This is a genomic window from Halosimplex marinum (assembly GCF_051414075.1).
Classification (GTDB): domain Archaea; phylum Halobacteriota; class Halobacteria; order Halobacteriales; family Haloarculaceae; genus Halosimplex; species Halosimplex marinum.
Window position 1 is genome coordinate 40,560 of record NZ_JBLKNY010000004.1, and the last position, 25,199, is coordinate 65,758.

Sequence of the window (25,199 nt, forward strand, 5' to 3'; positions counted from 1 at the left end):
CCTGCGTACAGGCCACAATAAACGCTCGTGTGCCGGCACATACTCCGCCACCAACTTCCGCCCGCTGTCGACGCGATCGTGACCGAGTGGGACTCCGCTCCCGTCCGCTACTCCACACCCCCGCAGTTCGCGGGTCGCTACGCTCCCCGCTCACGATACCGGGACGCTTCGTTCCCGTCAGTCACTCGGCGTCTCGCAGCTCGCGGACGCGCTCGACGTTCCAGGCGTAGCTCTTGCCGTCCTCGGTCGGCGTCTCCAGCACGAGCGGCACGTCCAAAAGATCCTCGTGGTTCAGGAACGCGGCCATCCCGTCCTCGCCGATCTCGCCCTCGCCGATGTGGGCGTGCTCGTCCTTGTTCGTCCCGCAGGCGTGTTTCGAGTCGTTGAGGTGGATACACTCCAGGTGCTCCAGCCCGACCACGTCGTCGAACTCGGCGACGGTCTCTTCGACCCCCTCGGGGGTCGAAAGGTCGTAGCCCGCCGCGAACATGTGGGCGGTGTCGAGACACACGTCGAGGTCCTGCTCGGAGCGGTCGAGCACTTCCGCGAGGTGTTCGAACTCGCCGCCGAGCTTCGTGCCCGAGCCGGCGTCGGACTCGACGAGGACGGTGACGCCCTCGGGGATCTCCAGCTCGTCCAGGGCGCCCGCGGCGTTGTCGAGGCCGCCGTCGACGCCCGCGCCGGTGTGGGCGCCGAGGTGGACGTTGACGTAGTCGATGCCGAGCTTGTCGGCGGCGTCGACCTCCTTCTGCATCGAGTCGACGGACTTCTCGCGGAGGTCGTCTTTCGGCGTGCAGAGGTTGACGAGATAGGAGGAGTGGATCACCCACGGCCCGAGGTCGTGCTCGTCAGTCAGTTCGCGGAACTCGGCGGCTTCCTCGTCGCCGATGTTCGGGTCCTGCCACACCTGCGGCGAGTGGGAGAAGATCTGTCCGCAGTTGCCGCCGATCTCCAGCTGTTCGTCGACGGCGTTGGGGACGCCGCCCGCGATCGATGTGTGCGCGCCGACACGGGTCATGGCCGACCGCAGGGAGTCGACCGGGAAAGTCGTATCGGACCGACGCGGGCTCGCGGGGCGGTCGCCGACCCCGCCGGGACCGCGGATATCGCGGCGCCGGCAGTCACACGCGCGCCCGGCGACGGGATCGGTCCCCGTAGGCGTAGACGAGCACCAGGAACAGCAGGGTGACCAGCGCCCAGGCGAGCACGCCGAGGAGGATGGCCCACAGGAGCATACCCCAGCGTAGACCGTCGCGACCGATTGTTATGCGCCGCCTGTTCACAGTCAGGCGGTCGTTTCGGCCCCGCGGTCGGCCGTCGAGCCCGGGCAGTCGGGACCATCGCGGAGCGGGCGCGGTCGCGCGCCGGGGCCGATCAGACCACGTCGCCGCGGACGGACGCGCCCTCCTGGCGCTCGCGGTAGGCGCGGAGGGCGTCGGCGGCCTCCTCGGCGGTGTCGGGGTCGGCGCCGAGCATCTCCAGGGCGCCCGACAGCGTCGGGAGGACGAACTCCCCCTCGCGCAGTTTCCGGAAGGCCTCCTCGCTGCGCTGGCCGTCGACCCACAGGCAGGCGCCGCGAGGGTCGAGGATCTGCTCGTAGTCGCCGGTGGCGAGCGCGCCTTCCAAGCGCTGGGTGACGTTGTCGTCGAAGGAGGCGTTGCAGACTTCGAGGTGGACGGGTTCGTCGTCGTCGACGAGGTGGGCGGCCAGGCACTTCTCGGGGGCGGCGTAGCCGTTGGCGTTGGTGCGGACGTGTTCGGTGTGCTCGGCGGCCCAGTCGGCGCGGACCGTCTCGCCGATCCCGTCGACGCCCAGCGCCAGGTCGTCGGGGTCGACCTCGCTGTCGTCGCCGCCGACGAGGATGTCTTTGGTGAGATAGATGTCGAGGCGCTCGACGGGGTCGAGGCCGAGGGTCACGTCGCCGAAGGCCCAGATCTCCCGGACTGGGACGGGCATCCGCTCGTCCTCGACGCGGGCGACGAGCTCCTCGACGCGGGCGACGGCCTCCTCGCGCGAGAGGTCGGTCATCGGGCCGGAGTAGCCGCCCGAAGGGGAAAACGGTTTCTCGACGGGCCCGCTCGTGGCGGTGGTATCACAGATCGATCCCGGAGGCACGGAGTTTTATGCGGGTAGTCGGAAATGAGTAGTCGATGCGCCTCCGGACGCGGTTCGCCCTGGGGCTGGCGCTGGTCGCGCTGGTGCTGTCGGCCACGTCGCTGGCCGGGTTCGTCCTCTACCGGGACGCGGTGGTCGCCCAGGAGCGGACCGACCTCGCCCACTCCGCGGAGTCCGTGGCGACACAGCTCGACGCCGTGCTCGCGGAGCGGGAGCGACAGGTCCAGCTGTGGGGGTCGTCGCCGTCGCTGGCCGAGCACGGGTCACCGTCCCAGGCGGCGCGGCTGCGGTCGTTCGTGCGGACCACGGAGTTCAGCGGCGCCTCCGTGATCGCGGCCAACGGGACGATGACGGGGCTGTACTCGGAGGGGCTGTCCCCGGCCGCCCGCGAGCGGATCGTCGGGAGCGGGTTCGGCGACCGGACGTACTTCAGGCGGGCGATGGCCGGCGAGACGTACGTCAGCGACCCGGTCAGGGCCGAGACGGGGAACCTCATCGTGACGGTGAGCACGCCGCTGCGCGAGGCGGGCGAGACCGTCGGGACGTTCAACGCCGCGTTTCACCTCGAACGTGGCGACCTGGCGTCGATCGTCCGGGCCAACTCCGGGCCGACCCAGGGAGTCCGGATCACAGCGAACGGGACGACGCTGTACGCGGCCGGGCCGGTCACGGGAACGGACGCGGGCGCGGACGCGGACCTGATCGCGGCCGACGAGCGCGTTGCTGGGACCGGCTGGACGGTCTCGGCGACGACGACGCGGGCCGCCTTCGAGTCGCGGCTGTGGGCCGCCACGGCCGCCCAGGCCGCGGCGTTCGGGCTGGTGTTGCTGTCGGTGGCCGTCTTCGGCCTGTGGCTCTACCGCGAGTTCGTCGGCAACATCGAGCGGCTCCACGGCGGGTTCGGGGCGCTGGTCGACGGCGACTACGGCTCGACCGTCTCGCTGACGGGCGCGACCGAGTGGGCCGAGCTCGAAGGGGGGTTCAACGACCTGAGCGAGACGCTCGCCCAGCGGCGCACCGAGGTGATCGTCCTCAACCGCGTGTTGCGGCACAACCTCCGCAACGCGATGACCGTCGTCGTCGGCAACGCCGACCGCATCGCCGAGCGGGCCGACGACGAGACGACCCGGGCCGAGGCCGACCGCATCCGCCGCCGGGGCGAGTCGCTGCTCGAACTGGCCGACCACGCGCGGGCCGTCGAGGCGTCGCTCGGCGCGCGTCCCGAGGAGACGACTCCCCGACCGGCCGCCGACATCGTCGCGGACGTGGCGGCGACGGTCCACGAGGAGTTCCCCCACGCGGACGTGCGGACGGCGGGCCCCGACGAGCGCGTCTCGGTCCCCAGCGGGGACCTGTTGCTCGTCGTGCTGGACGAACTCGCACGCAACGCGGTCACGCACAACGACGCCCCGGAGCCGACCGTCGAGATCGACGCGACCGTCGACGAGGGGACGGTGCGGTTCACCGTCGCCGACGACGGGCCGGGGATGCCTGCCGTCGAGCGCCGCGTCCTCACCGAGAGCTTCGTCGAGACGCCGACCCAGCACGGCGCCGGCCTCGGCCTCTGGTTGGTCACCTGGCTGGTCCACTGGGCCGACGGCGAGATCGACGTCGCCGTCGACGACGGCACGACCGTCACCGTCGCGGTCCCCCGCGAGCGCGACGACGGCGCGGACGGATCGGGCGACGGGTGAGAGGGCCGAGCGGGGATCGACCGGCGGCGGGTGCCCCGACGGGCAGGGAGCGAAACCCTGAGGGCCGTCGCCCCGGTAGGTCGGGGCGATGGACTGCGACAAGTGCGGGTCGGCGGCGGTGATGGGCGCCGCCTACTCGGGGCTGCACCTCTGCGAGGAGCACTTCTGTCGGACCGTCGACACCCGCGTCCGCCGGCGCGTCCGCGAGGACAACCTGGTCCCCCGCTCCGCGACGCCGGAGGACCCCGAGACGTGGGTGATCGGCCTCTCCGGCGGGAAGGACTCGGTCGTCCTCACCGAGATCCTCCACGACACCTTCCGCGAGGACCCCCGGATCGAACTCGTCGCCCTCTCGATCCACGAGGGGATCGAGGGCTACCGCGACGAGTCGATCGAGGCCTGCGAGGAACTCACCGCGGACCTGGACCTGCGCCACGAGGTCGTCTCCTACGCCGAGGAGTTCGGCGTCCGGATGGACGACGTGGTCGACGAGGACCCCGAGGGGATGGCCGCCTGCGCCTACTGCGGCGTCTTCCGCCGCGACGTGCTGGAGCGATACGCCGAGAAACTCGGCGCCGACAAACTACTGACCGGCCACAACTTAGACGACGAGGCCCAGACCGCGCTGATGAACGTCTTCGAGGGGGACGTCCAGCAGATGGCGAACCACTACGACGCGTCGCTGGGCCCGTTCCCCGAGGAGGACCGCGAGGGGGAGCCGGTCGACCCGCCCGCGGACCCGACCGAGCGGCCGCGGAACCCCCAGGACCACCACGTCCCGCGGACCAAGCCCCTGCGGGACGTGCCCGAGAAGGAGGTGGCGCTGTACGCCCACCTGCGAGACCTGCCCGCTCACATCACCGAGTGTCCCCACGCCGAGGAGGCCTATCGGGGCGAGGTCCAGCAACTCCTGCTCGACATGGAGGACAACCACCCCGGGACGCGCCACTCGGTCATGGCCGGCTACGAGCAGTTCGCGGCGCTGGCCGCGTCGGCGTTCGGCGGGGGCGAGGCCGCCGACTACGGCGAGTGTGACAACTGTGGCGCGCCGACCGGCCGAGACGTGTGCCGGAAGTGCGACCTGCTGGACGCGCTGGAAGCGGTCTGACCGGGTCGGCCCCGTTCTCGTCGCGCTGCCGCTCCCGGGAGTGTTCGTACCGCCGTCGTCTTCGCTGTCTGACTCCGTGTGACGAGCCGCCGGCTCCGACCGTCGGACATCTCAGGCAGGTCGGACTCGACTGTCACACGCCCGCGACCGAACGCGGCGTCGCCACTGACCGGTCGAAAACAGGAAAGTGGGTCGAGCGGTCCCTGGAACCGGTGGAGGGGTCTCCAGTGGGTCGACCCGGGAGCCGTTAATCCGGGCGGATGACGTCCAGCCCGTTGTTCTGCTCGACGCTGTCGCGGCCGCCGTCGGTGTGGCCGTAGTCGGGCTCGCCGCCCGAGTTGCCGCCCGCACCGCCGCGGCCGCCGCCCATACCGCCGGCGTCGCCGCCGAACTCGGTGTCGACGTTCTCGCTGGCGTCGAAGGTCGAGTCGTCCACGTCGTCGAGCGCCTGGCGGGACTTGTCGGCCTGCTTCTGGGTCGTCGGACCGAGGACCTGCGCGGACTTGACGCCGGTCATGATGGCCATGACCCGCACCTTGCCCTTGTACTCCTCCTCGATGCGCGCGCCCCAGATGACGTTGGCGCTCGCGTCGAGGCGCTCGGTGATGTTCTGCGCGATGCCCTCGGCCTCCTTCAGCGCGAGGTCCGGACCGCCCGTGATGTGGACGAGGCCGCCGGTGGCCCCGCGGTAGTCCACGTCGAGCAGCGGGTGGTTCATCGCGTCTTTCACCACTTCCTCGGTCTTGTTCTTGTCCTGGGTCTCGCCGACGAGCATCACCGCGACGCCGCCCTGGTTCATGATGGCGGTCATGTCGGCGTAGTCCAGGTTGATGAGCGAGGGCTGGGTGATCGTCTCCGAGATGCCCTTGACCGTCTCCGCGATGATCTGGTCCATCACCGAGAAGGCCTTGCCGATGGGCAGGTTCGGGACGTAGTCCAGCAGGCGGTTGTTGTCCAGCACGATGATGGAGTCCGCCTCGCTGCGGAGGGTCTCCAGGCCCTGCTCGGCCTTGACCGTGCGGGCGCGCTCGACGTTGAACGGCGTCGACACCATGCCGACGACGATGGCGCCCTGGTCTTTGGCGATGTTCGAGACGACCGGCGCCGCGCCGGTGCCCGTCCCGCCGCCCATGCCGGCGGTGACGAACACCAGGTCCGCGTCGCCCAGCACCTCTTCGATGGTGCCCTGGGCCATCTCGGTGGCGCGCTTGCCCATCTCGGGGTCGCCGCCGGCGCCCAGGCCGTTGGTCAGCGACTTGCCGACCAGGATCTTCGTGTCGGCCTCGATCATCTGCAGGTGCTGCTTGTCGGTGTTGATGGCGACGGTGTCGGCACCGTCGACGCCGATGTTGTACAGGCGGTTGACGGTGTTGTTCCCGGCGCCACCGCAACCGACGATGACGATCCGGGGGTCACCGAACCCGTCGCCCTCCTGCTCGTCCATCTGCTTCTGTTCGGCCTCGTCCCGCTCGAGGGCCTCCTTGACGATATCCTGCATCGTTCAGGCCCTCTGGAAGCTGCGCCGCTTGCGCTTTTCGGACGGACGCTCCTTGCTCCCGTCCTGCTCGTTCAGTTTCTCGCGGACGGCCGCCCGGATCGCTTCGCTCCGGTTGGGGTACTCCCCCGTCTCGACCATTCGCTCGACCTCTTCGATCTGCTGCTTCGGAATCCGTAGTGTCACACGCTCCATGTTTGTTGTTCCCCTTTGGGTAAGACGGCAGCCGCGGACGCGGTCGCCCGTTCGTCTTACACGGCGGCATCGATCTCCCATCCGACGTAATCGCGCGATGGCGCGGGTCACACGTCCGCGCCGCAGCCCGTGTAAGACGACCGTCTTACGCAGGAATTACATCTGGGTGCAGGGTTATAAAGATAACGGCGAACGTCATACACTTGCGCGTTTACGCCGTTTAAGGCCGTGTAGAGTGCGTTTACGGCGTTTTCAGGGTTGGTCGAGCACGTCCGCTGCGGGGGTGCGGCGGCCGCAACTGGGGCAGAAGGCCCAGTCCGACCGGAGCTCGTCGCCGCAGTCACAGAAGACGCGGTGGGACGCCTTCTCCCCGCAGTTCGGGCAGTAAACGTGACCAGCAGAGACGTTTTCGCCGCATTTGGCGCACGACTGCTCCGCGTCTTCGGGCGCGTTTTCGCCCGCGTCCGCGCCTGTCTTACGACCGGCGTCGGCGTTGGACGCCGCCGTCTCGGGGGCCGGCGACGCGTCCGCCTCGGCCCCGCTCGCAGTCGCGTTTTCGCCGTCGAGAGCGATGTTTACGTTGATGTCCTGCGGCTGGCTCGGCGTAAACGCGCCCTCCAGCCGGTCGGCGACGATGGCGTCGACGCGCTCGGCGATGAGGTCGTCGATGGACTCGGTCGTGTCCGACGCCTCCGCTGGCGGCGTCGACGCCGTCGACGCGCTCGGCCGCGCGTCCGACCCCTCGCCGAGGTACTCCCGCAGGGCCTCCCGCATGATCTCGCTCTTCGAGGCGTCGAACTCCTCGAGTCGCTCGATGAGGTCGTCGTCCGCGCGGAAGGTTATCTTGCTCATCCGACTCACCGATCCGTCGTCGCGTGGGTATTTCAATCTTCCCGCAGTGTCTGACGCGTGTCTGTCGCCGGGGGTGTCCGCCGCTACGCGTGGGTCACTCACCCACCCCCGGAGCGAGTCAAAACGGTTAAGTCCGACACGGCGGCTACCTTCGTGTGCCCGCCCTTAGCTCAGACTGGTAGAGCAGTCGACTGTAGATCGACTTGCCCCCCGTTCAAATCGGGGAGGGCGGACTTGGTATCACGTTGAACGACGACAGATAGCTACGCGTCTGTTTTCGTGGGCTGTGGGCCGGATACTCCCGAAATCTGCTTCGGGAAAATCGGCCCGGTTTGGTGAGTTCAACTGGATACAAGCCGCGGGTCCGCGCTGTCCTGCGAACCTCGTAGTTGAGGAGGGGCCAGCGCGAGTCAGCGCGCGACAAGCGAGTCCGCTACTGCTTGACGAGCCGTCGGCGGGCGAGCTCGGCGGTCCGGGTTCTCGGACGGTGACGGGTCAGCGGACCGTTTCGCACACAAGCTCTCCGCTTTTGCGGGTCCGGACCCGAGTCGGGAGAGAATCATGAGCGACCGAGACGACACCGCGGCGTCAGACAGCGACGGTCCGGGCGTGTCCGACAGTACCGACTCGGGAGGCTACGGGGGCGAGCCCGACGACGACGCGGGCGCGGAGCGCGACCGCGACCAGCGAGCGGCGGGCGTCGACACCGAGGAGCCGACGGTCGACACGAACCCGGCGGAACACGGGAAGTGGGTGTCGCTGGCGACCGCGCTGCTGGGCGCGTACCTGGTCGTGTCGCCGTGGCTGTTCGCGCTGGAGTTCGGCGACACGATGGGGTTCAACAGCGTGGTCGTCGGGGTCACCCTGGCGCTGCTGGGCGGGTACAACTACGCCCGCCGGGCGGGCGAGCGCCTGGGGAGCGTCGCAGCCGCGGGCTTCGTCGGTCTGCTGGGTCTGTGGCTGCTCGTCTCCCCGTGGCTGTTCGAACTCGACCCCGACGCCGCCGTCGCGTGGAACTACGTCGCGACCGGGCTCCTGGCGGGCGTCCTGGCGCTCTACAGCGGCTACGAGGCCCGCGACACGGACGTCGAGACGCCCACCGAGTGACGGGCCGCGGCCGCTCGGCGCCGGCGGGGACGGCGATCCGGGGGACTATCCCTGACCAGTCCTGAGCCTCCGGGGGTTGGCGTTTGCCAGCCCGATAGTGTCCCGGCCGTCGGCGCGCATCCGACCCCCGACCCCTTCCACACGCGCCGGCGGACCCGGTCGCTCGGGTCTCGGGGCACTCACTCGTCTCTACTCGCCGGAGGTGGCAGTACCCGTTCCGTGTGGCGGTGCCGGGCCGACGACGAACCGGTCGAACGAGTCGGATCGCCTCCGGAGACTGTCCGGTGTGCCTCGATCGGTGAGCGGCGATAATACGGACGGAGAACCACGGTAACGCTCGCTTCCATCAATTCTAAGTGGACCCGAAAGAAGACGGGAGTATGACTACCGATCTGACGAGACGTATTCAACAGTCCTACCAGGAGGTCGCTGACGCCTGTGGGATCGAAAACGCCCGGCACCAATCCTTCGCATCTGCGAACGACGCCATCCTTCTGGAAAAAGTATTGAAAAACGTCGAATCCGAGGGCGGTCGGGTACTCGACCTCGGTTGTTGCGGGTACCCGTGGGTAACGAACTTCCTCCGCAACGAAGGGTACGAGGTGGTCGGGACCGACGTTTACAAACCGACCTGGTATGACAAGGACCTAGTAGGGAAACTCGGGGTGCCACTCGTCGCCTACGACGGGCACGATCTGCCGTTCAAGGCCGGCTCGTTCGACCTGGTACTCATGTTCGGCGTGCTGGAACACGTCGGCGTGTGGAAAACTAGCGAGGAGAAGTACCGGGAGTGCAATCCGGAGGTGACGAAACATCGCCGGGACGTACTCGACGAGGTTCAGCGAGTTCTCTCAGACGAGGGGGTCCTGTACATCACGAAGTTCCCGAACACGCACGGGAGGGACAAGTACCTCTCCAAGATGATCAACGGAGATATCGGACACCTCAACAGCGAACGGGCGAGGCCCGAGTACTTGCGCGACCTGATCGGAGAATCGTTCGAGATACGGTCGTTCTTTGCCGATGGTCTGTTACCACATCGTATCCCGTTCGACCTACCGTTCTCTTCGGTACCGAACACGTATTCGAAGGTCGACAAGCTTCTCTCGAACGCTCCCCTTCTCAAGGAATTTGCCCAGAATTACTGCGTGATCGCGACGCCAAGGTGACGCCGTCAGTGCTGTGAGTACGCCGGGTAGCTGTTCGGTGGAGTTCCACGGGTGACGCTCGTTTGCGATACGTTCCTTCAAACGTCCCGGTGTTCGATTGATTGCGCCCGGTAGTCGTCTCTTCGTGTCCCGGCCGCCGTGTTGCCCGTCCTACTTCCGGCGGGGCGACCGGCGGCTCGGAAGCGCCTGCCCGTCGACCGACGGTCTCCTCTCGACGGGTGGGTCTCTCCACGGATCCGTGCCGACGGGCCGGTTCCCTGGGGGACTCGGCACCCAGATTCGCGTTCACTCCTCGGACGTGTCGGCGCCCATCGCCTGTGTGACGTGGGTGACGGTGACGAGGCCGAGGCCGCCGACGACGTTGCCGGCGGTGACGACGGCGGTCAGCGCGCCGAGCGTCCCCCACCCGATCGACGCGCCCAGCAGCCATCCGAGGGCGAGGTGGAGGACGGAGACGACGACGTGATCGAACGGCCCGAGCGCGAGCAGGAAGCCGACGGCGTAGGCGAGCCACAGCCGGCTCCCGTCGCTCCGGACCGAGACCACGAGAAAGGAGAGCAGGCTCACGAGCGCGCCGCCGGCGACGCCGCGGGCGAACCAGGCGCGCACGGATCGGCCGGCAGTCTCCGTAGCGAAGTGCCGGAGCGCCTCGGCTCCGGCCGAGGGGATCGCCCCCTCGACGGCGAACACGAGCGTCAGGAGGCCGCCGCCGAGGAGGTTGAAGACGAACGTGAGCGCCCACAGGCGGAGCAGCGACGGGAGCGCGGAGACGCCGCGCTCGACCGCGGCGGCGGCGGGGTCGGAGAAGTTCTCGTTGAACAGCTCCGTCTGTCCGGCGACGAGGAAGACCAACCCGGGCGCGAAGGCGAGCGCGCCCGCGACCCGGGCGGCGTGGCCGACGACCGGTTCGACGAGCCCCTCGACGATGCCGAGCGCGACGATACCGAACAGGACCGTGAACCCGGCGATGAAGCTCGTCGAGACGAGTTCGAGCGCCGACTGGTCGAGGCGGCGCTCGCCCTCGTTGACGGCCCGGTCGAATATCTCCCCGGGAGTCAGTTGCTCCGCCACGCGCCCGTTTGGAGCGCCGCGGGGATAAGCCGCTGGCCGGCGATCGAACGGGGTGGACCCACCGGAGGCTCGCGGTCGCTCGTCGGCGCCGACGGGGAGCGTACCAGGGGGGTCAGTGGCGCCCGCCGCCGAGCGTAAAACCCTGGGACCCCAAGCCCCGGTATGGACGAGATCGAACTCGGCCAGGCGACGATCGTCTACGACGACCCCGAGGACGGGACGACCGAGCTGACGGTCGACAACGAGGAGGTCGTCTACGCGCGCGACCACTGGATGCTCAGGTCGGGGAGCGACGACGACGGCAACGACCTGATGAGACAGATCCCCAAGGAGCGGGTCCACTACGTCGAGCGCAACGTCGAGCGGTTCGAGGAGGAGGCCTCGACGGTGCGCCACCGGGTGGAGTCGTTCGCCAGCGACGTGCGCGAGAAGCTCCCGGTCGGCGGCGACGGCCAGCGCCGCCACCGCGGCGACCGCGGCGGCGACGACGGCCCGACGCGCGTCCCGGTGACCGACGCCGACGACGACGGATCCGACGCCGAGTGAGCGGCTTCGACGCCTCCGGGGGCGGACTGGCGGCGTCGAGCGGGCCTCCCGACCCCGCCGAAAGGATCGCGGGATAGCGCGTGTTCGGGGCCGGACGGGAGCGTTTTCGGCGGGTGTAAACTATCCTCGCTCTTTTTAGTGGGAGCGTCCCTGGTACCCGTGTGGTCACGATGGGCGTCTTGGAACGGGCCAAACGCGCTTCAGGGCTGTCGGAGCCCGAGGCGTTACCGTACCTGTGTCTCGGGTGCGAGACGCAGTTCGACATCCAGTATCACACCTGCCCGGTCTGTGGGAAGTACGACATCCGACGGGCCGAGTGGGTCGCTTCGGACGGCGACAGCAACTGACGACAGCCGTCCGGACGCCTCGCCGACAGCTCAGGCCTGCCCGAAGCCGAGCGCGCGGCCCACGACCCATGTGACCCGGGGCCGAACCGGCCCGCACACCCCTTCATTTATCGCGACACCCCCGCCCAGCCGTGACTCCGCCGGTCGCGGATCGGGACGCAGTCGCGCGGTCGAGCGTCGGCTCCGTTCCGCGACCGCCTGGCGGCTGAACGGTCCGTATCGTTCAAGGTGGGGCGGTTCGACGGGAGGTTCGTGGCAGTCTCGTTCGACGTGTTCGGCACACTCGTCTCCGCCTCTCGGCCGGCCGAGCCCGCGGCGGCAGTCGCACGCGCACTCCGCGAGCGCGAGGTTCCTGTCCCCGACGACTGGGCGACGGCCTACCGCGAGCCGCAGGTCACCGTCGAGGCGGGCGCGGAACGCCCGCTGTCGGACCACGTCCGGGGCGCGCTCGCGAGCCGCGGCGTCGACGCCGACGGCGAGACGGTCGCCGCGGTCGTTCGCGGGGCGTTCGACGGGCCGGTCGAGACCCGCGAGGGCGCCGAGACCGCCGTCGCGGCCGCCGCCGAGCGCGGACCGGTCGGTGTGCTCTCGAACTGCAGCGTCGCGGGGCTGGTCGAGCGGGCGCTGGCGCGGTCGGCCCTCGACGGCGACCGGTTCGACGCGGTCGTCGCCAGCGTCGACTGCGGGTACCGCAAGCCCGACCGCCGCGCGTTCGAGGCGGTCGCCGAGGCCCTGGACGTGGCGGTCGCGGAGCTGGTCCACGTCGGCGACGACCCCGCGACCGACGGCGGCGCCGAGGCGGCCGGCGCGCGGAGCGTCCTCCTGACGGACACCGACCTGGCGGACCTGCCGGCGCGACTGGAGGCGATGGGATGTCGCTGAGCGCCGGCGCGGTCGGGCTGGCGCTCGCGCTCGACGCGGCCGTCGGCGAACCGCCGACGCGCGCCCACCCCGTCGCCTGGTTCGGGCGGCTGGTCGGGCCGCTGGACCGCGCGTGGTCCCACCCGCGGGTCGCGGGGACCATCGCGACGGTCGCGCTCCCGCTGGCCGCGGCGCTGGCCGTCGGCGGGCTCGTCGCCGCGACGGGCGCGTGGCGGCCGGTCGCGGGCGCCGTCGCCGGCGGGGTCGCCCTGTTCCTGACGACGAGCCTCCGGCGACTGCTCGCGGTCGCCCGCGAGGTGGCGGGGCTGACCGAGACGGACCCGGAGGCGGCGCGGTCGGAACTGCGCGCGCTGGCCGGCCGGGACGCCGCGGCGCTGTCGCCCGGTGAACTGCGGAGCGCGGTCGTCGAGAGCGTCGCCGAGAACCTCGCGGACGGGCTGGTCGCGCCGCTGGGCGCGTTCGCCGCCCTGGCGGTCGCCGCCGACGCCGTGTTGCTGGCAGCGCCACTGTCGGGGCCGGTCCCGGCGAGCGTCGACCCGGCCGTCGCGGCGGTCGCGCTCGGCGCGGCGGGGGCGGCGTGGGTCAAGGCGGTGAACACGATGGACTCGATGCTCGGCTACCGGTCCAAGCCCGTCGGGTGGGCGCCCGCGCGGCTGGACGACGCCGCGATGTGGCTCCCCGCGCGGGCGAGTGCGGTCCTGATCGCCGCCGCGGCGCTGGCGCCGGGCTCGCTCGTCGCCGCGCGGCGCTGGCTCGACCGCGTGCCCTCGCCGAACTCGGGGTGGCCGATGGGGACCGTCGCCGCCGCGCTGGACGTGCGACTCGTCAAGCCGGGCGCCTACGACATCAACGCCGACGCGGTGCTGCCGACGGCCGACGACGCCGAGCGGGCGGTCCGCCGGGTCGGGCTGGCCGGCGGACTGGCGTACCTGGGTGCGGGCGCGGTGACGTACGTGGGTTCGGGGGTGGTCACGTGGGCCTGAGCGGGGGACTGACGGCGGTCCGCGGCGCGCTGGGCTTCCTCTCCCGGCTGCCCGTCGGCCGCGACGAGCGCGCCTGGGAGGCGTTCCGTCGGGCGCCGTGGACGCTGCCGGTCGCGGGCTACCTGCTGGGTGCGCTCGTCGCCGTCCCGGTCGCCGTCGGCGTCGCCGCGCCCGTCCCGGCGGTGACGGTCGCGCTCGCGTACCTCCTCGCTGTCGTCGCGCTGACCGGGATCAACCACTTCGACGGTGTCGCGGACCTGGGCGACGCGGCGGTCGTCCACGGCGACGCCGAGCGCCGCCGGGAGGTGATGGGCGACACCGTGCTGGGCGCGGGCGGGACGCTCGCGCTCGCAACGGTGGTCGCCGGGCTGGCGCTGGCGGGCGTCGGGCTCGCGGCGCTGCCGGTCGCCGTCGCCGCGGGGCTGGTCGTCGCCGCCGAGGTCGCCGCGAAGGCCGCGATGGCGACGCTGGTCGCGCTCGGCTCGGCGGCCCACGACGGCTTCGGCGCGGCGGTCGCCGACGAGACGCCGCCGCGCGGGCTGGCCGTCCCGCTCGCGCTCGCCGCGCCCGCGGTTGCGCTGACGCTCCCGTCGCTCGCGGCCGCCGCGGCGCTCGCGAGCGCGCTGGCGGTCGCGCTCGCGCTCCTGTGGTGGGCGCGCGAGCGACTGGGCGGCGTGACCGGCGACGTGGTCGGCGGGGCGAACGAACTCGCGCGGGTGGTCGCGCTCCACGCCGGGCTGGTCGCCTGGCGCGCGGACCTCGCGACGCCGGCGGCGCTCGGGGAGTCGGTGGGTCTCGGGGAGGTGGTCGCGTGGACGCCCTGGTGATCTGCGGCGGGAAGGGCACCCGGCTCGACTACGACGGGGAGAAGCCCCTGTTTCCCGTCGACGGCGAACCGATGGTCGACCGGGTGCTCGCGGCGCTGGCGGACAGCCGCGTCGACCGCGTCTACGCCGTCGTCTCGCCGCACGCGCCCGAGACCGCGGCCCACGTCGACTGCCCGACCGTCGAGACGCCCGGCGAGGGGTACGTCGCGGACCTGCAGCACGCGCTGGCCGACGACCGGGTCAACGGCCCGGTACTGACGGTCGCTGCGGACCTGCCCCTGCTGGACGCCGAGGCGGTCGACGGCGTCCTCGACGCTCACGGATCGGGGTCGCTGACCGTCGCGACGCCGACGTTTCTCAAGAGCGCGCTCGGCGTGAGCGTCGACACCACGTTCGTCCACGACGGCGAGGAGCTCGCCCCGGCCGGGGTCAACGTCGTCGGCGACGGCCCCGACCGGACGCTCGTCCGAGACGACGCCCGGCTGGCGGTCAACGTCAACCGCCGCGAGGACGCCGAGGTCGCCGAGCGACTCCTGCTGTGAGACGGCGATGCACGGGCCCGTCTCCCGAACGGTCGGTCCGCCGGTGGGAAACCCTCAATGGGCTCACCGCCGAAGGTGTGGTATGCCATTCGACCCCGAGGTGCCCGACCCGCCGAGACTCGACGCCGCGGAGAGCCCGGGCGACTACGACGCGGTCGAGGAACCGGAGACCAGGACCGGCGAGGAGGGCCGTCGCGAGGCGCTCGCGGAGTTCCTCGAAGAGGGCGCCTGGGAGGACGCCTTCCGCGAGTGGGTCGGCGACACCTACCTCGACGACGAGCAGTTCGAGGCCGCCCGCGAACTGGGCCTGATCGCCGCGCTCGACTTCTACTGGAACGAGACGGCCGGCGACGTGGGGTATCTCGCGCCGGAACTCGCGGACGACCTCCCCGAGCCCTGGGACGACCGGCTCAGCCGGGCCGACCGCGCGGACATCGACGAGGCGATCGACGAACTCGGCCGGACGACCAGCGAGGTGCTCGAAAATCGCTACATCGACCGCAGCTCCGAAGCGTTCGGCTACACCTGGGAGTAGCCGGGACAGGACGGCGGTAACACCTGAATCGCCGCTCGCGGGCGTCCCGAGCGGCTGTGTGTGGGATATTCCGAACCGGCCGCGACCGGAGCGGGAGCTTCTTGTCGCCGCTGGCCGACCCCTCGGTATGGACAACGAGGCGGTCGCGCGGCTCGCCGGGAGCGGGGTGGTCCACGGGAGCAGCGACGACCCCGACGCGCTCGATTTCAGCGCGAACGTCAACCCCGAGGTCCCCGACGGCGTCGCCGAGACGTACGCGGGCGCGCTCGACGACGCGCGCAGCTACCCGCCGGAGGACTACCCCGACTACCGACGGGCCGCGGCGCGGTACGTCGACTGCGAGGCCGGCGACGTGATCCCGACGGCGGGCGGGCTGGCGGCGATCCGGCTGGCCGTCGCGGTGACGGTCGACCCCGGCGACCGGGCGCTGGTCCCCGCGCCGACGTTCGGGGAGTACACCCGCGAGGTCGAGTTGCAGGGCGGCGAGCCCGTGGCGGTCGGCCACGACGCCCTGCTGGAGCGCGACCCCGGCGAGTTCGCGCTCGCGATCCTCTGTAATCCGAACAACCCGACCGGCGACGCCTACGAGCCGGGAGCGATGGCCGAGTTCGCCGAGCGCTGTCGCGCGGCCGGGACGCCGCTACTGGTCGACGAGGCCTTTCTCGGGTTCACGGACCGGCCGTCGCTGGCGGGCGAGTCGGGGGTCGTCGTCGCGCGGTCGCTGACGAAACTGTTCGGACTGCCGGGGTTGCGGGCGGGCTTCGCCGTCGCGGCGGGCGAACTGGGCGAGCGGATCCGGACGGCGGCGATCACCTGGGGGCTCGGCTGGCCGGCCGCCGCCGTCGGCGCGCACTGCATGGACCGTCCGGGATTCGTCGCGGAGACGCGCGACCGCGTCGCGAGCGAGCGCGAGCGCCTGCGAACGGCCTTCGACGCGGACCCGCGCTTTTCGGTGTACGAACCAGACCCGCCGATGGAAGACGCGACCGCGCCGTTCCTCCTGCTGGACTGCGGGAGCGAGGGGGGCGTCGAGGAACTGCTCTCGCGGGCGCGGGCGGCCGGCATCGAACTCCGGGACGCCCGGTCGTTCGCGGGCCTGGACACCCACGTCCGGGTCGCGGTCCGGGCGCCCGCCGACCACGACCGCCTGCTGGGGGCGCTGGATGTTCGAGAGTGAGGTGGCGGCGGACGTGCTGTGCGTGCGTCGCCCGGACACCCGCTGGCTCTCGACGGGCTTCGCGGGCGGGTACCGCCGGGCCGACGCCGCGTACAACTGCACGGTCCCCGAGGGGTTCGACCGGACAGATCTGTCCGCCTACGTCGCCGAGCGGCGGGAGCGGGCGGGGTTCCCCGAGACCGGACCGGCGATGCTGACCGGGGTCGACGTGCGCCACGCCCGGCGCGCTCGGCTGGACAGCGTCGAGGTCGTGGCGACCGCGGGGGTCTCGAACCCCGCAGAGCTGCCGATGGGTGACGGGGCCGCGGCGGAATTCAGGAACGGCGGGGTGAGTTCCCACAGCGGCGACGATCCGCCCCGGCCGGGGACGGTGAACCTCGTCGTCGGGACGAGGCGGGCGCTGGAGAAGGGTGCGCTCGCGACGCTGCTGGCGTCGGCCGTCGAGGCCAAGACGGCGACGCTGCTGGCCGAGACGGGCTTCACGGGGACGACTTCCGACGCGGTCGTCGTCGGCTCGGACCCGTCGGGCGAGCCCGCGGCGTTCGCCGGCAGCGCGACGCCCGTGGGGCGAGCCGTCCGGGTCTGCGTCCGCGACGCGGTCCGGGCGAGCCTCGCCGCGCGGTACGAGGGGGTCGACGGCGCGGCCGTTCCCGAGAGCGTGGGGTCGGCCGAGTACGGCGCGGTTTCGGATGGCGAACCGACGGTCTCGCGGGCCGACCGGTAGGGGTCGGGGACCGGGCTCGTCGTGTCGAAGCGGCTACGACCCCGGGGGCCGTCGGGCCGGGTATGAGCGACGACGCGTCCGGCGACGGAGCCGACCGTAGCGACCCGCTGGAGCCCCGACCCATCGAACCGGCGGCGCCCGAGGAGTTCGGACTGACGCAGGTCTGGTGGGGCGACGGCAAGGGCAAGACGACCGCCGCGATGGGCATGGGGATGCGCGCGGCCGGCCACGGCTACCGCGTCCACATGCTCCAGTTCATGAAGGGCGGGACGAGTACTGTGGAAGACGTGCGCGGCGAGTACAACGCCATCCACGCCCTCCCGGGCTTGTCCTACGAGAACAGCGGCCACTACGGCTGGCACCGCTTCCACGACGGCACCGACGACGACGAGCACGCCGCCCGCGCCAAGGGCGGGTTCGAGCGCGCGAAGGAACTCGTGGCGGCCGCCGGCGAGGCCGACCTGTCGTCGCCGCTGGCGCTCGACGGCCCCGCCGACGACGGCGTCCACATGCTGATCCTCGACGAGATCTGCTACGCGGGCAATCGCGGCCTCGTCGACCCCGACGACGTGCGGGAACTGGTGGCGTCGAAACCCGACGACCTGGAGTTCGTCCTGACCGGGGGACACGAGCGCCCGGAGTTCGTGACAGACCTCGCGGACCTGGTGACCAACGTCCGCAAGGAGGCCCACCCCATCGAGTCCGGCCACAGCGCCCGCAAGGGCACCGAGTACTGATACGGATTATTGCAAGCGTTTACCGGGTCGACCCCACGCAGTCGTGCGGTCGATCCCGGAATGTCTTGCAATAATCCGTATGACGCGGTTTCGAGCCTACTGGAACATACTGGGTTCGTCGTCCTCGGGCGGGGGTCGCTGGAAGCCCTCCTGGGCGTCGACGCGCTGCATCTGACGGGCCATCTCGGCCATCCCGGCGGCGAGGGCCTCCGCGCTGGCTTCGAGGTCGCTCGTGTCGAACGTCGCGTCGACGACGGGTTCGAGCCCCTCGCGGAGGAGCGCGCTCGCGGCGGCGGGGTCCGGGCGGTACGGTTCGACGCCGACGACGAGCGCGACGGTGGGGACGCCCTCCCGGACGCAGGCGTCGACGATGGCACCCGTCGGACCGCCGATGGTGCCCACGCCCGGCGCGGGCGGGACGCCGGCGTCGCGCAGCGTCCGTTCCAGCGAGTCGGTCGTGGTGACGGCGGTCACCGCCGCGTGGTCCTCGAAGGATCCGTAGGGCGCGCCGATGGGGATGACAACCTGGTCGCAACCGTCGGTCAGGTGTTCGACGACGCCCTCGGCCAACGCGCCGAACGAGCGCGGCGGGAACACCAGGTCCGACAGCAGCGCCGTCACGTTCGCTCCCTCGCCGCCCTCGCCCGCGTACACGCGGACCGACTCGCGGACGCGCCCCTCGGCGTAGGTGGCGACGTGGGGGAACCGTTCCGAGTCGAAGTGGCCCCGCTCGGCGAGTCCGAGTTCGTCGGCGACGTGCTCGACCGCGATGACGCCGGCGAGCCCGAGCCCGGGCAGGCCGACCAGCACCGTCGAGCCCGCGGTGTCGAGGTCGCGGCTCGCCTCGAACGCCGCGGGTTCGGCTCCGTGCGTCATACTGTCGGAATCGTCGCCCGGCCTCAAGAGGACTCTGCGCGCGCAAGCCGGGTGGAGGGCGTCCGATCACCGGGAATCGAGGGGGATCGTCCGCCGTCTCCCGCTGCCGCTCGTCCCCGTCGCTCACGCCAGTTCGTAGCCGTCGAAGGTGCGGACGGCGTAGCGATAGGAGAGGGCGGGGAGCAACAGGAGGACGACGAGCGCGACTGCACTGGCGTAGTAGAGCGCGGTCGGGGAGAGGCTCACCTGCGCCGAGAAGACGAGGGAGGCGAGCCCGGCGACCAGCGCGACGCCGAGTTCGCGTGCGCCCTCCAGGCCGACGAAGACGGCGGCGACGGCGGTGACGACGACGTGGGCGCTGAAGAGGAGGAACGCCCAGGGGCTGGGGACCACGGCCTCCATCGAGCGGGTGATGTTCGTCGCCTCGAAGCGGGGGAAGGCCGTGCCGATGCCGACGGAGAGCCCGGCGGCGACGACCATCGCCACGGGCGAGAGGCCGACGAGGATCGCCGTGTTCCGGACCCCGACCGGGCTCAGGACGGCGGCGACGGCGACGAGCGCGGTGCCGGCCGGGATCACCACGACGAGGCCGGCGAGGACGTGCGCGAGGACGAACTTCCGGCCGGTCACCTCCGAGAGCAGCGTCGTAGCGAGCACGGAGCCCTGGTCGCCCAGCGGGTTGAGCGTGAAGACGACGCCGCCGGCCCAGGCGACGAACACGAGCAGCCCGTAGGGGAGGTAGGCGGGGATCTGTCCCGTCTGGACGATGTCGACGAAGATCCCCGTGGCGAAGAACAGGGGGTAGGCGGCGTACATCAGCTTGAGCGGGGCGCGGGCGGCCCGGCGCCACGCGAGGACGACCAGCGCCGCGGTCGGCCGGTCGACGACGGCTTCGAGCCGGCGGGCGAGCCAGTCCTCCTCGGCGGTCGCCGGGGTGACCGCGTCCGCCACCCCGGACGTGTCGGACTCGGCGGGCTCGTCCTCGTCCTCGCCGGCGAGCGCGGGGTCGGCGAACCAGTGGCGGCCGGCGACCCAGGTGCCGGCGGCGACGGCGACGGCGGCGAACGCGACCGTGGCGGCGACGACCGCGCCCGCTCGCGTCCCGTCGAGGGCCACGTTCGGCAGGCCGACGAGCGCGAGGTCGGCGTACCAGCCCATCGGCGAGGCGGCCATCGGGTCGAAGAGGACGGCGATCACCTGGTTGAGCGACCCGCTGACGATGGCGGCCATGTAGAGGACGAAGACGAGGACGATCAGCCCGTTCTTGTGCCGGGCGACGAACGGGAAGCGCGTGACGACGTGGCGGAGGGCGAGCCCGAGCGCGTAGGCCGCCGTGACGACGGTCGATCCCCCGAGCGCGACCGCCAGCGGGACGCCCGCGGCCGGCCACAGGGTGCCGGTGCCGAGCGCGAGCCCCACGCCGGCGCCGACGGCGGGCAGTAGCGTCCAGACGAGCAGATAGACGTACTCGCTGGCGACGTGGCCGAGGTACGCCTCCGGCGTCGGGACGACCGTCAGGACGCCCTCGGCGTTGGTGAGCGTGCCGCGCTGGCCGACCGCGCGGACGCCGAAGACGCCGACGGTGATCACCCACGTGACGCCGGCGAACCCGCGGACGGCGACCGCCGTCGCCGTCGGGATGAACTCGAGCGAGCCCGCGGCCAGCGCCTCGCCGAGCGCCCGGCCGCCGTAGACGCCGCCGGCGGTCAGCCCGAGCATCAGCAGGGCGTACAGCCCCACGGAGACGACCGAGGCGAGTCGCCTGTCCGGGTCGGTCCGCTTGCGGGCCATTCGTCGCACGTCGATGCGGGTCAGCCGCAGGCTGTGGCCGAGGTTCATGACTGGGTGTCCGGCGCCGTCGCGTCCCGGTCGGCCGCGCTCGCCTCGGTCGCCGTCGCCTCCTCGGCGTGGTCGGTCGTCACTTCGAGAAACACGTCCTCAAGCGACCCGGCCTCCCCGCGCTCGGCGCGCTGCTTGAGGCGGTCGGGCGGGCCCTCCGCGACCAGGTCGCCGCGGTGGAGCACGCCCACCCGGTCGGCCAGTTCGTCGACGACCGGCAGGATGTGCGTCGAGAGGAAAACGGTCGTCTCGCCGCCCGAGAGTTCGGCGATGAGGTCCTTGACCGTGCGGGCGGCCCGCGGGTCCAGCCCGCTGGTCGGCTCGTCGAGGAACAGGACCGGCGGCTCGTGGATCACCGTCGCGATCAGCCCCACCTTCTTGCGCATCCCCGTCGAGAAGCCTTCCAGCCGGCGGTCGGCCTCCCCGGCCAGCGAGAAGCGGTCGAGGTAGCGGTCGATGCGGTCGCGGGCCCGCTCGCGGGGCACGTCGTGGAGAGCGGCGACGTGGCGCAGTTGCTCGCGGGCGGTCAGCTCGTCGAACAGCGGCGGCTCCTCGGGGAGATAGCCCACCACCGAGATCAGCTCCCGCCGGTCGGCAACGTCGATGCCCATCACGCGAGCCGACCCGCTGGTCGGTCGAGTGAGCGTCGTCAGCATCCGCATCGTCGTCGTCTTCCCGGAGCCGTTCGGCCCGAGGAAGCCGTACACCTCGCCGCGGTCGATATCCAGGTCGAGGCCGTCGACCGCCAGCACGTCGCCAAAGCGCTTCGTCAGGTCCGTCGTCTCGATCGCGGGACCGTCCGGGGGACGTTCAGGGGACATACTCGTCCTTTCACGCGTCCAACCCTTATGTGATCGGTCGGGCGGTGACCAGGCTGTCTCCCCGGCCCGCTCGTGGTCGTGAGCTTCGTGGCGGTGGTTTCGCTCTCTTGATTTCCGAACCGGCGCGCGCTGGAGCGCGCTTTCATGCGCGCGACCGTAGCCGCGCGAGGGATGAGCGGAGGAACGAAGTGACGGAGCGAATCGGCTGGGGAGGTGTGTGGTTCACGCCTGTCCGTCCGGCCGCCGTTCTGACACTACCGTGATGAGATCACTCCTGGCGGACTGAAAGGGCGAGGCGCGCTCGCGTTTATGTAGTCGCCTGAGCGACCCCTATCCGCGCGGGCCGTGCGGAGAGCGCGGATATGTCGCTCAGCGACCGCGAGCGCGCCGAGGGCTTTCACCGTCTGCTGTCTCGTGCGGTCGCGTCGAGTGCGGTCAAGATGACTCGGAGGAACGAACCGAACACACTCGCAACCCTACTCGGTGAGTTCGGCGCGGAGACAGAGCGACCGCGGCGGTCGGTCCACCAGCTCCGACACCTCGTCCACCAACTGGTCGTCCAGCCGCTCGGACAGATCGGGCTCGCGCAGGTCCGCCAGCACGAAGCCGGCGTCGAACAGCGGGCCGGTGAGCGCGTCGAGCGGCCGTCGGTGGAAGGTCGTGGGCTCCGCTTTCCCGTCGTCGTCCCCGTCCGACCCTTCCGCGGACACTTCACCGCCCCAGTAGAGGTCGTAACGTTCGGTGTCGGCGTAGGTGGGCGAGCGGCCGTCGGCGTCGACAGCCGGACGGGCGTCGAGCCCGTCGATGGCTCGGGTATCAGGATATGACTCGTCGCGGACGACGAGATACTCGTGGAACGGGTGGTGGGTCGAGCAGACGACCGCGCCGCCGGGACGGAGCAGGCGGACGAACTCGCCGGCGACCGGATCGAGAGCGGGGACGTGCGAGAGCACGTGCTGGCAGAGGACCAGGTCGAAGCCGCCGTCGTCGAGGGAAGCGAACCCCGCGGCGAGGTCACCACAGCGGAAGTCGGCGCGGTCGCCGTAGCGCTCGCGGGCGCGGTCGACCATCGCCTCACTTGCGTCGACGCCGACCACGTCCGCGCCGCGGTCGGCGAGTCGGGCCGCGTGGTAGCCGTCGCCGCAGCCGGCGTCGAGGGCTCGAAGCCCGTCGAGGTCGGGGAGCAGGTCGGTCAGCGTCGGCCAGAGCACCTGCCCGCGCCACGGTACTTCGGCGTAGTCGCTCCAGTCGTCGGCCAGGTCGTCGTAGTGGTCGTCGGGCATGAGGCGGTTCCGCGCTCGGATGGGCGGCGTCGTCACTTCAGTCGTTCGACCGTTCGGAGCCCGTGTGAGTTGATCGGCTGTTCCTGATTGTGGTGTCGCGAAATGAAGTCGTGTGAGAGTGACCGCACTCGACAGCGAGCGATGAAAGCCCTCGGCGCGCTCGCGGTCGCTGAGCGGGATATCCGCGCTCTCCGCACCGCCCGCACGGATAGTGCCCGCTCAGGCGACTATCGGCGCGAGCGCACCTCGCCCTTTCAGTCCGCCAGGACAGCACCGCCCCGCACAGCAACCACAGACAGCCACGAGCCTCCCCAGCCGATTCGATGCTCGTCGCAGGCTCCTGCGCGTCTCATCCCTCGCGCGGTTCTGTCGCGCGATGAAACGCGCGACAGCGCGCGCCAACCGCACCGCGACCGCAACAACGCTCACCCGTACTGAGCGGTCGGTCGGACGGATCCGCGATCCCCTGCTCCCGCGACGCCGGCCACCGCCCCGACCGACTGAACCCCGTCCCGTATTTACCGGTCGGGACCGAACCGGGGAACAACACCAGATGGCGCGGACCATCCTCGTCGCGGGCACGGCCAGCCACGTGGGCAAGAGCACCGTCGCCGCGGGGCTGTGCCGGCTCCTGGCAGACCGGGGCGTCGCCGTGGCGCCGTTCAAGGCCCAGAACATGAGCAACAACGCCCGCGCGGTGCCGAAAGCCGAGGCCGTCACTGAACCCGGGTCCGACACCGCGTTCGGCGAGATCGGCGTCTCGCAGTACGTCCAGGCCCGCGCGGCCCGCGTCGCGCCGACGACGGACCACAACCCCGTCCTGCTCAAGCCTCGCGGGGACAGCGAGTCACAGCTCGTCCTCGACGGGGAGGCGGTCGCCCACTACGGCGCGGGCGAGTACTACGACGACCACTGGGAGCGCGCTCGCGAGACGGCCCGCCGCGCCCACGAGCGACTCGCGGCCGCCCACGACGTGGTCGTCGCCGAGGGGGCGGGCTCGATCGCCGAGCCGAACCTGCGCGAGCGCGACCTCGCGAACGTCGAGACCGCGCGGTTCGCCGACGCCCGAATCGTCCTCGTAGTCGACATCGAGCGCGGGGGCGCGTTCGCCAGCCTCGTCGGCACGGTCGAACTCCTGCCGGCGGACGTGCGCGAGCGGGTCGCCGGCGCGGTCCTGACGAAGTTCCGCGGCGACGCGTCGCTGCTCGACCCCGCCGTCGAGGAGGTCGAGGAGCGGACGGGCGTCCCGATCCTGGGCGTCGTCCCCCACGACGACCCCGGCCTGCCCGCCGAGGACAGCGTCGGCCTCCCCGCCGAGGGCGAGCGAGCCGTCCGGGGGCACGACGACGGCGTCGCCGACGACCGGGCGGTCACCGTCGCCGTCCCGCGGCTGCCGCGCATCTCGAACTTCACCGACCTGGAGCCGCTGGCCCGCGAACCCGGCGTCCGCGTCGTTTACCTGCCGCTCGATGCCGAGCTCGCGGACCCCGAGGCTGTCGGAACGGGGACGGGCCGCGGCGCCGACGCGGTAGTCCTCCCGGGCACGAAGAACACGGTCGACGACCTGCGGGCGCTCCGGGCGGCCGGCTTCCCCGATCGACTCCGCGCGTTCGACGGCCCGGTCGTCGGCCTCTGCGGCGGCTACCAGATGCTCGGCCGCTGTATCACCAACGCGGGCGTCGAGAGCACCGACGACCTCGATACCCTCGAAGGCATCGGCCTGCTCCCGGTCGAGACGCGCTTCTCGCCGGACAAGCGAGTCGAGCAGGCCACCCGGCGGATCGACGGCGTCGGACCGCTGGCGGGCGCCGCCGGACGGGTCTCGGGCTACGAGATCCACATGGGTGAGACCCGACCCGTCGACGGCGGGGCCGCCGCGGTCGAACGGCCGTTCCCCGACGCCGGGGCCGGCGCGGCGACCGACCGCGCGTTCGGTACCTACCTCCACGGCCTGTTCGAGAACGCTCCCGCTCGTGAGGCGTTCGTCGACAGCGTGTTTTCCCACGTAGGTATCGATCGACCGGACGGTGACGCGGCGACCGAGTCGCCGTACGACCGGGCGGCCGCGCTCGTGGCGGACAACGTCGACCTCGCGCCGTTGCTCCCGGACCGCTGACCGCGGTCGGCTCGCGGTTGTCGCCCGCCGTCGGTCGCCGGCCGCTCTCGCCCCCCGGGTCATCGCCACCGGCGAGATCTCTATCCGCGCGCGAGCGCACGGCACCGGCGACGGTCAACACCAGGCCGCCGTCGCGGCCAACCCACTCGGTGACTGGC

25 protein-coding genes and 1 tRNA gene are annotated in these 25,199 nt (G+C 71.4%); 16 read left to right on the plus strand and 10 right to left on the minus strand.

Features of this window, described 5'->3' with window-relative positions; translation table 11 throughout:
* Window positions 1–181 precede the first annotated feature (181 nt).
* Window positions 182–1,018: a deoxyribonuclease IV gene (locus ACMGFI_RS08495; protein WP_436908903.1), complete on the minus strand. Its 837-nt coding sequence runs from the start codon at window positions 1,016–1,018 to the stop codon at window positions 182–184.
* Window positions 1,019–1,374: 356 nt separating this feature from the next.
* Window positions 1,375–2,028, minus strand: a complete 654-nt coding sequence (locus tag ACMGFI_RS08500; RefSeq protein WP_436908904.1) for a DUF7095 family protein — start codon at window positions 2,026–2,028, stop codon at window positions 1,375–1,377.
* A 122-nt stretch (window positions 2,029–2,150) separates the two neighbouring features.
* On the opposite strand from ACMGFI_RS08500, the gene ACMGFI_RS08505 reads away from it, so the two are divergent.
* Together ACMGFI_RS08505 and ncsA are read left to right on the plus strand one after the other, a co-directional pair.
* Window positions 2,151–3,809, plus strand: coding sequence for a sensor histidine kinase (locus tag ACMGFI_RS08505; RefSeq protein ID WP_436908905.1), 1,659 nt, complete (start codon window positions 2,151–2,153; stop codon window positions 3,807–3,809).
* A gap of 88 nt (window positions 3,810–3,897) precedes the next feature.
* Complete coding sequence (gene ncsA / locus ACMGFI_RS08510) at window positions 3,898–4,917, plus strand: tRNA 2-thiolation protein NcsA (protein WP_436908907.1); 1,020 nt, start codon at window positions 3,898–3,900, stop codon at window positions 4,915–4,917.
* A gap of 247 nt (window positions 4,918–5,164) precedes the next feature.
* Here ncsA and ftsZ read toward each other — a convergent pair whose 3' ends face one another.
* The 3 genes from ftsZ to ACMGFI_RS08525 all read right to left on the minus strand — a co-directional run bounded on the left by ftsZ (window position 5,165) and on the right by ACMGFI_RS08525 (window position 7,459).
* Entirely contained in the window at window positions 5,165–6,415 is a 1,251-nt protein-coding gene (gene ftsZ, locus ACMGFI_RS08515; protein WP_436908909.1) for a cell division protein FtsZ, read from the minus strand.
* Window positions 6,416–6,418: 3 nt separating this feature from the next.
* Window positions 6,419–6,607, minus strand: a complete 189-nt coding sequence (gene cdrS / locus ACMGFI_RS08520) for a transcriptional regulator CdrS (protein ID WP_006881776.1) — start codon at window positions 6,605–6,607, stop codon at window positions 6,419–6,421.
* Window positions 6,608–6,859: 252 nt separating this feature from the next.
* On the minus strand, window positions 6,860–7,459 hold the full coding sequence (locus ACMGFI_RS08525) for a double zinc ribbon domain-containing protein (protein WP_436910225.1): 600 nt from the start codon (window positions 7,457–7,459) through the stop codon (window positions 6,860–6,862).
* Window positions 7,460–7,618: 159 nt separating this feature from the next.
* Between ACMGFI_RS08525 and ACMGFI_RS08530 the strand changes: the two genes are divergently transcribed.
* The 3 genes from ACMGFI_RS08530 (at window position 7,619) to ACMGFI_RS08540 (ending at window position 9,735) form a co-directional block, all read left to right on the plus strand.
* A tRNA-Tyr gene (locus tag ACMGFI_RS08530) sits at window positions 7,619–7,692 on the plus strand.
* A gap of 328 nt (window positions 7,693–8,020) precedes the next feature.
* Window positions 8,021–8,566 (plus strand): SPW repeat protein, encoded by a 546-nt coding sequence (locus ACMGFI_RS08535; RefSeq protein ID WP_436908910.1) that lies wholly within the window; start codon window positions 8,021–8,023, stop codon window positions 8,564–8,566.
* Between the two features lie 380 nt (window positions 8,567–8,946).
* Window positions 8,947–9,735, plus strand: coding sequence for a class I SAM-dependent methyltransferase (locus tag ACMGFI_RS08540; RefSeq protein WP_436908912.1), 789 nt, complete (start codon window positions 8,947–8,949; stop codon window positions 9,733–9,735).
* Window positions 9,736–10,020: 285 nt separating this feature from the next.
* On the opposite strand, the gene ACMGFI_RS08545 is transcribed toward ACMGFI_RS08540, so the two are convergent.
* A complete protein-coding gene (locus ACMGFI_RS08545) occupies window positions 10,021–10,806 on the minus strand; it encodes a formate/nitrite transporter family protein (RefSeq protein WP_436908914.1) in 786 nt (261 codons plus the stop codon).
* Between the two features lie 162 nt (window positions 10,807–10,968).
* Between ACMGFI_RS08545 and ACMGFI_RS08550 the strand changes: the two genes are divergently transcribed.
* From ACMGFI_RS08550 to ACMGFI_RS08595, 10 genes are all read left to right on the plus strand, one after another.
* The gene (locus ACMGFI_RS08550) at window positions 10,969–11,352 is read left to right on the plus strand and encodes a hypothetical protein (protein ID WP_436908915.1); all 384 of its coding nucleotides are present in this window, start codon (window positions 10,969–10,971) and stop codon (window positions 11,350–11,352) included.
* Between the two features lie 161 nt (window positions 11,353–11,513).
* On the plus strand, window positions 11,514–11,699 hold the full coding sequence (locus tag ACMGFI_RS08555) for a hypothetical protein (protein WP_436910239.1): 186 nt from the start codon (window positions 11,514–11,516) through the stop codon (window positions 11,697–11,699).
* Window positions 11,700–11,951: 252 nt separating this feature from the next.
* Complete coding sequence (locus ACMGFI_RS08560) at window positions 11,952–12,581, plus strand: HAD family hydrolase (protein WP_436908916.1); 630 nt, start codon at window positions 11,952–11,954, stop codon at window positions 12,579–12,581.
* Window positions 12,572–13,564, plus strand: coding sequence for a CobD/CbiB family cobalamin biosynthesis protein (locus ACMGFI_RS08565; protein WP_436908918.1), 993 nt, complete (start codon window positions 12,572–12,574; stop codon window positions 13,562–13,564). The genes ACMGFI_RS08560 and ACMGFI_RS08565 overlap by 10 nt, the downstream gene beginning before the upstream one ends.
* On the plus strand, window positions 13,555–14,391 hold the full coding sequence (cobS, locus tag ACMGFI_RS08570) for an adenosylcobinamide-GDP ribazoletransferase (protein WP_436908919.1): 837 nt from the start codon (window positions 13,555–13,557) through the stop codon (window positions 14,389–14,391). Before ACMGFI_RS08565 ends, cobS begins: the two co-directional genes overlap by 10 nt.
* Window positions 14,391–14,933, plus strand: coding sequence for an NTP transferase domain-containing protein (locus ACMGFI_RS08575; RefSeq protein WP_436910227.1), 543 nt, complete (start codon window positions 14,391–14,393; stop codon window positions 14,931–14,933). Before cobS ends, ACMGFI_RS08575 begins: the two co-directional genes overlap by 1 nt.
* A gap of 82 nt (window positions 14,934–15,015) precedes the next feature.
* A complete protein-coding gene (locus tag ACMGFI_RS08580) occupies window positions 15,016–15,468 on the plus strand; it encodes a DUF7992 family protein (RefSeq protein ID WP_436908920.1) in 453 nt (150 codons plus the stop codon).
* Between the two features lie 127 nt (window positions 15,469–15,595).
* A complete protein-coding gene (locus ACMGFI_RS08585) occupies window positions 15,596–16,645 on the plus strand; it encodes an aminotransferase class I/II-fold pyridoxal phosphate-dependent enzyme (protein WP_436908922.1) in 1,050 nt (349 codons plus the stop codon).
* Window positions 16,632–17,369, plus strand: a complete 738-nt coding sequence (locus tag ACMGFI_RS08590) for an adenosylcobinamide amidohydrolase (protein WP_436908925.1) — start codon at window positions 16,632–16,634, stop codon at window positions 17,367–17,369. Before ACMGFI_RS08585 ends, ACMGFI_RS08590 begins: the two co-directional genes overlap by 14 nt.
* Window positions 17,370–17,431: 62 nt before the next feature.
* Window positions 17,432–18,106: a cob(I)yrinic acid a,c-diamide adenosyltransferase gene (locus ACMGFI_RS08595; RefSeq protein WP_436908928.1), complete on the plus strand. Its 675-nt coding sequence runs from the start codon at window positions 17,432–17,434 to the stop codon at window positions 18,104–18,106.
* Window positions 18,107–18,202: 96 nt separating this feature from the next.
* Here ACMGFI_RS08595 and ACMGFI_RS08600 read toward each other — a convergent pair whose 3' ends face one another.
* From ACMGFI_RS08600 to ACMGFI_RS08615, 4 genes are all read right to left on the minus strand, one after another.
* Window positions 18,203–18,982, minus strand: a complete 780-nt coding sequence (locus ACMGFI_RS08600) for a proteasome assembly chaperone family protein (RefSeq protein WP_436908930.1) — start codon at window positions 18,980–18,982, stop codon at window positions 18,203–18,205.
* 123 nt (window positions 18,983–19,105) lie between these two features.
* Complete coding sequence (locus tag ACMGFI_RS08605) at window positions 19,106–20,821, minus strand: hypothetical protein (protein ID WP_436908932.1); 1,716 nt, start codon at window positions 20,819–20,821, stop codon at window positions 19,106–19,108.
* Window positions 20,818–21,642: an ABC transporter ATP-binding protein gene (locus ACMGFI_RS08610; protein WP_436908934.1), complete on the minus strand. Its 825-nt coding sequence runs from the start codon at window positions 21,640–21,642 to the stop codon at window positions 20,818–20,820. The genes ACMGFI_RS08605 and ACMGFI_RS08610 overlap by 4 nt, the downstream gene beginning before the upstream one ends.
* A gap of 476 nt (window positions 21,643–22,118) precedes the next feature.
* On the minus strand, window positions 22,119–22,925 hold the full coding sequence (locus ACMGFI_RS08615) for a class I SAM-dependent methyltransferase (protein WP_436908936.1): 807 nt from the start codon (window positions 22,923–22,925) through the stop codon (window positions 22,119–22,121).
* Window positions 22,926–23,478: 553 nt separating this feature from the next.
* Between ACMGFI_RS08615 and ACMGFI_RS08620 the strand changes: the two genes are divergently transcribed.
* Window positions 23,479–25,041: a cobyric acid synthase gene (locus tag ACMGFI_RS08620; RefSeq protein ID WP_436908937.1), complete on the plus strand. Its 1,563-nt coding sequence runs from the start codon at window positions 23,479–23,481 to the stop codon at window positions 25,039–25,041.
* The last annotated feature ends 158 nt before the right edge of the window (window positions 25,042–25,199 follow it).

Excerpts from the sequence above, each read along its gene's own strand:
- ACMGFI_RS08495 (WP_436908903.1), bottom strand. The coding sequence starts at position 1,018 with ATGACCCGTGTCGGCGCGCACACATCGATCGCGGGCGGCGTCCCCAAC.
- ACMGFI_RS08500 (WP_436908904.1), bottom strand. The coding sequence starts at position 2,028 with ATGACCGACCTCTCGCGCGAGGAGGCCGTCGCCCGCGTCGAGGAGCTC.
- ACMGFI_RS08505 (WP_436908905.1), top strand. The coding sequence starts at position 2,151 with ATGCGCCTCCGGACGCGGTTCGCCCTGGGGCTGGCGCTGGTCGCGCTG.
- ncsA (WP_436908907.1), top strand. The coding sequence starts at position 3,898 with ATGGACTGCGACAAGTGCGGGTCGGCGGCGGTGATGGGCGCCGCCTAC.
- ftsZ (WP_436908909.1), bottom strand. The coding sequence starts at position 6,415 with ATGCAGGATATCGTCAAGGAGGCCCTCGAGCGGGACGAGGCCGAACAG.
- cdrS (WP_006881776.1), bottom strand. The coding sequence starts at position 6,607 with ATGGAGCGTGTGACACTACGGATTCCGAAGCAGCAGATCGAAGAGGTC.
- ACMGFI_RS08525 (WP_436910225.1), bottom strand. The coding sequence starts at position 7,459 with ATGAGCAAGATAACCTTCCGCGCGGACGACGACCTCATCGAGCGACTC.
- ACMGFI_RS08535 (WP_436908910.1), top strand. The coding sequence starts at position 8,021 with ATGAGCGACCGAGACGACACCGCGGCGTCAGACAGCGACGGTCCGGGC.
- ACMGFI_RS08540 (WP_436908912.1), top strand. The coding sequence starts at position 8,947 with ATGACTACCGATCTGACGAGACGTATTCAACAGTCCTACCAGGAGGTC.
- ACMGFI_RS08550 (WP_436908915.1), top strand. The coding sequence starts at position 10,969 with ATGGACGAGATCGAACTCGGCCAGGCGACGATCGTCTACGACGACCCC.
- ACMGFI_RS08565 (WP_436908918.1), top strand. The coding sequence starts at position 12,572 with ATGTCGCTGAGCGCCGGCGCGGTCGGGCTGGCGCTCGCGCTCGACGCG.
- ACMGFI_RS08580 (WP_436908920.1), top strand. The coding sequence starts at position 15,016 with ATGCCATTCGACCCCGAGGTGCCCGACCCGCCGAGACTCGACGCCGCG.
- ACMGFI_RS08585 (WP_436908922.1), top strand. The coding sequence starts at position 15,596 with ATGGACAACGAGGCGGTCGCGCGGCTCGCCGGGAGCGGGGTGGTCCAC.
- ACMGFI_RS08590 (WP_436908925.1), top strand. The coding sequence starts at position 16,632 with ATGTTCGAGAGTGAGGTGGCGGCGGACGTGCTGTGCGTGCGTCGCCCG.
- ACMGFI_RS08595 (WP_436908928.1), top strand. The coding sequence starts at position 17,432 with ATGAGCGACGACGCGTCCGGCGACGGAGCCGACCGTAGCGACCCGCTG.
- ACMGFI_RS08600 (WP_436908930.1), bottom strand. The coding sequence starts at position 18,982 with ATGACGCACGGAGCCGAACCCGCGGCGTTCGAGGCGAGCCGCGACCTC.
- ACMGFI_RS08605 (WP_436908932.1), bottom strand. The coding sequence starts at position 20,821 with ATGAACCTCGGCCACAGCCTGCGGCTGACCCGCATCGACGTGCGACGA.
- ACMGFI_RS08610 (WP_436908934.1), bottom strand. The coding sequence starts at position 21,642 with ATGTCCCCTGAACGTCCCCCGGACGGTCCCGCGATCGAGACGACGGAC.
- ACMGFI_RS08615 (WP_436908936.1), bottom strand. The coding sequence starts at position 22,925 with ATGCCCGACGACCACTACGACGACCTGGCCGACGACTGGAGCGACTAC.
- ACMGFI_RS08620 (WP_436908937.1), top strand. The coding sequence starts at position 23,479 with ATGGCGCGGACCATCCTCGTCGCGGGCACGGCCAGCCACGTGGGCAAG.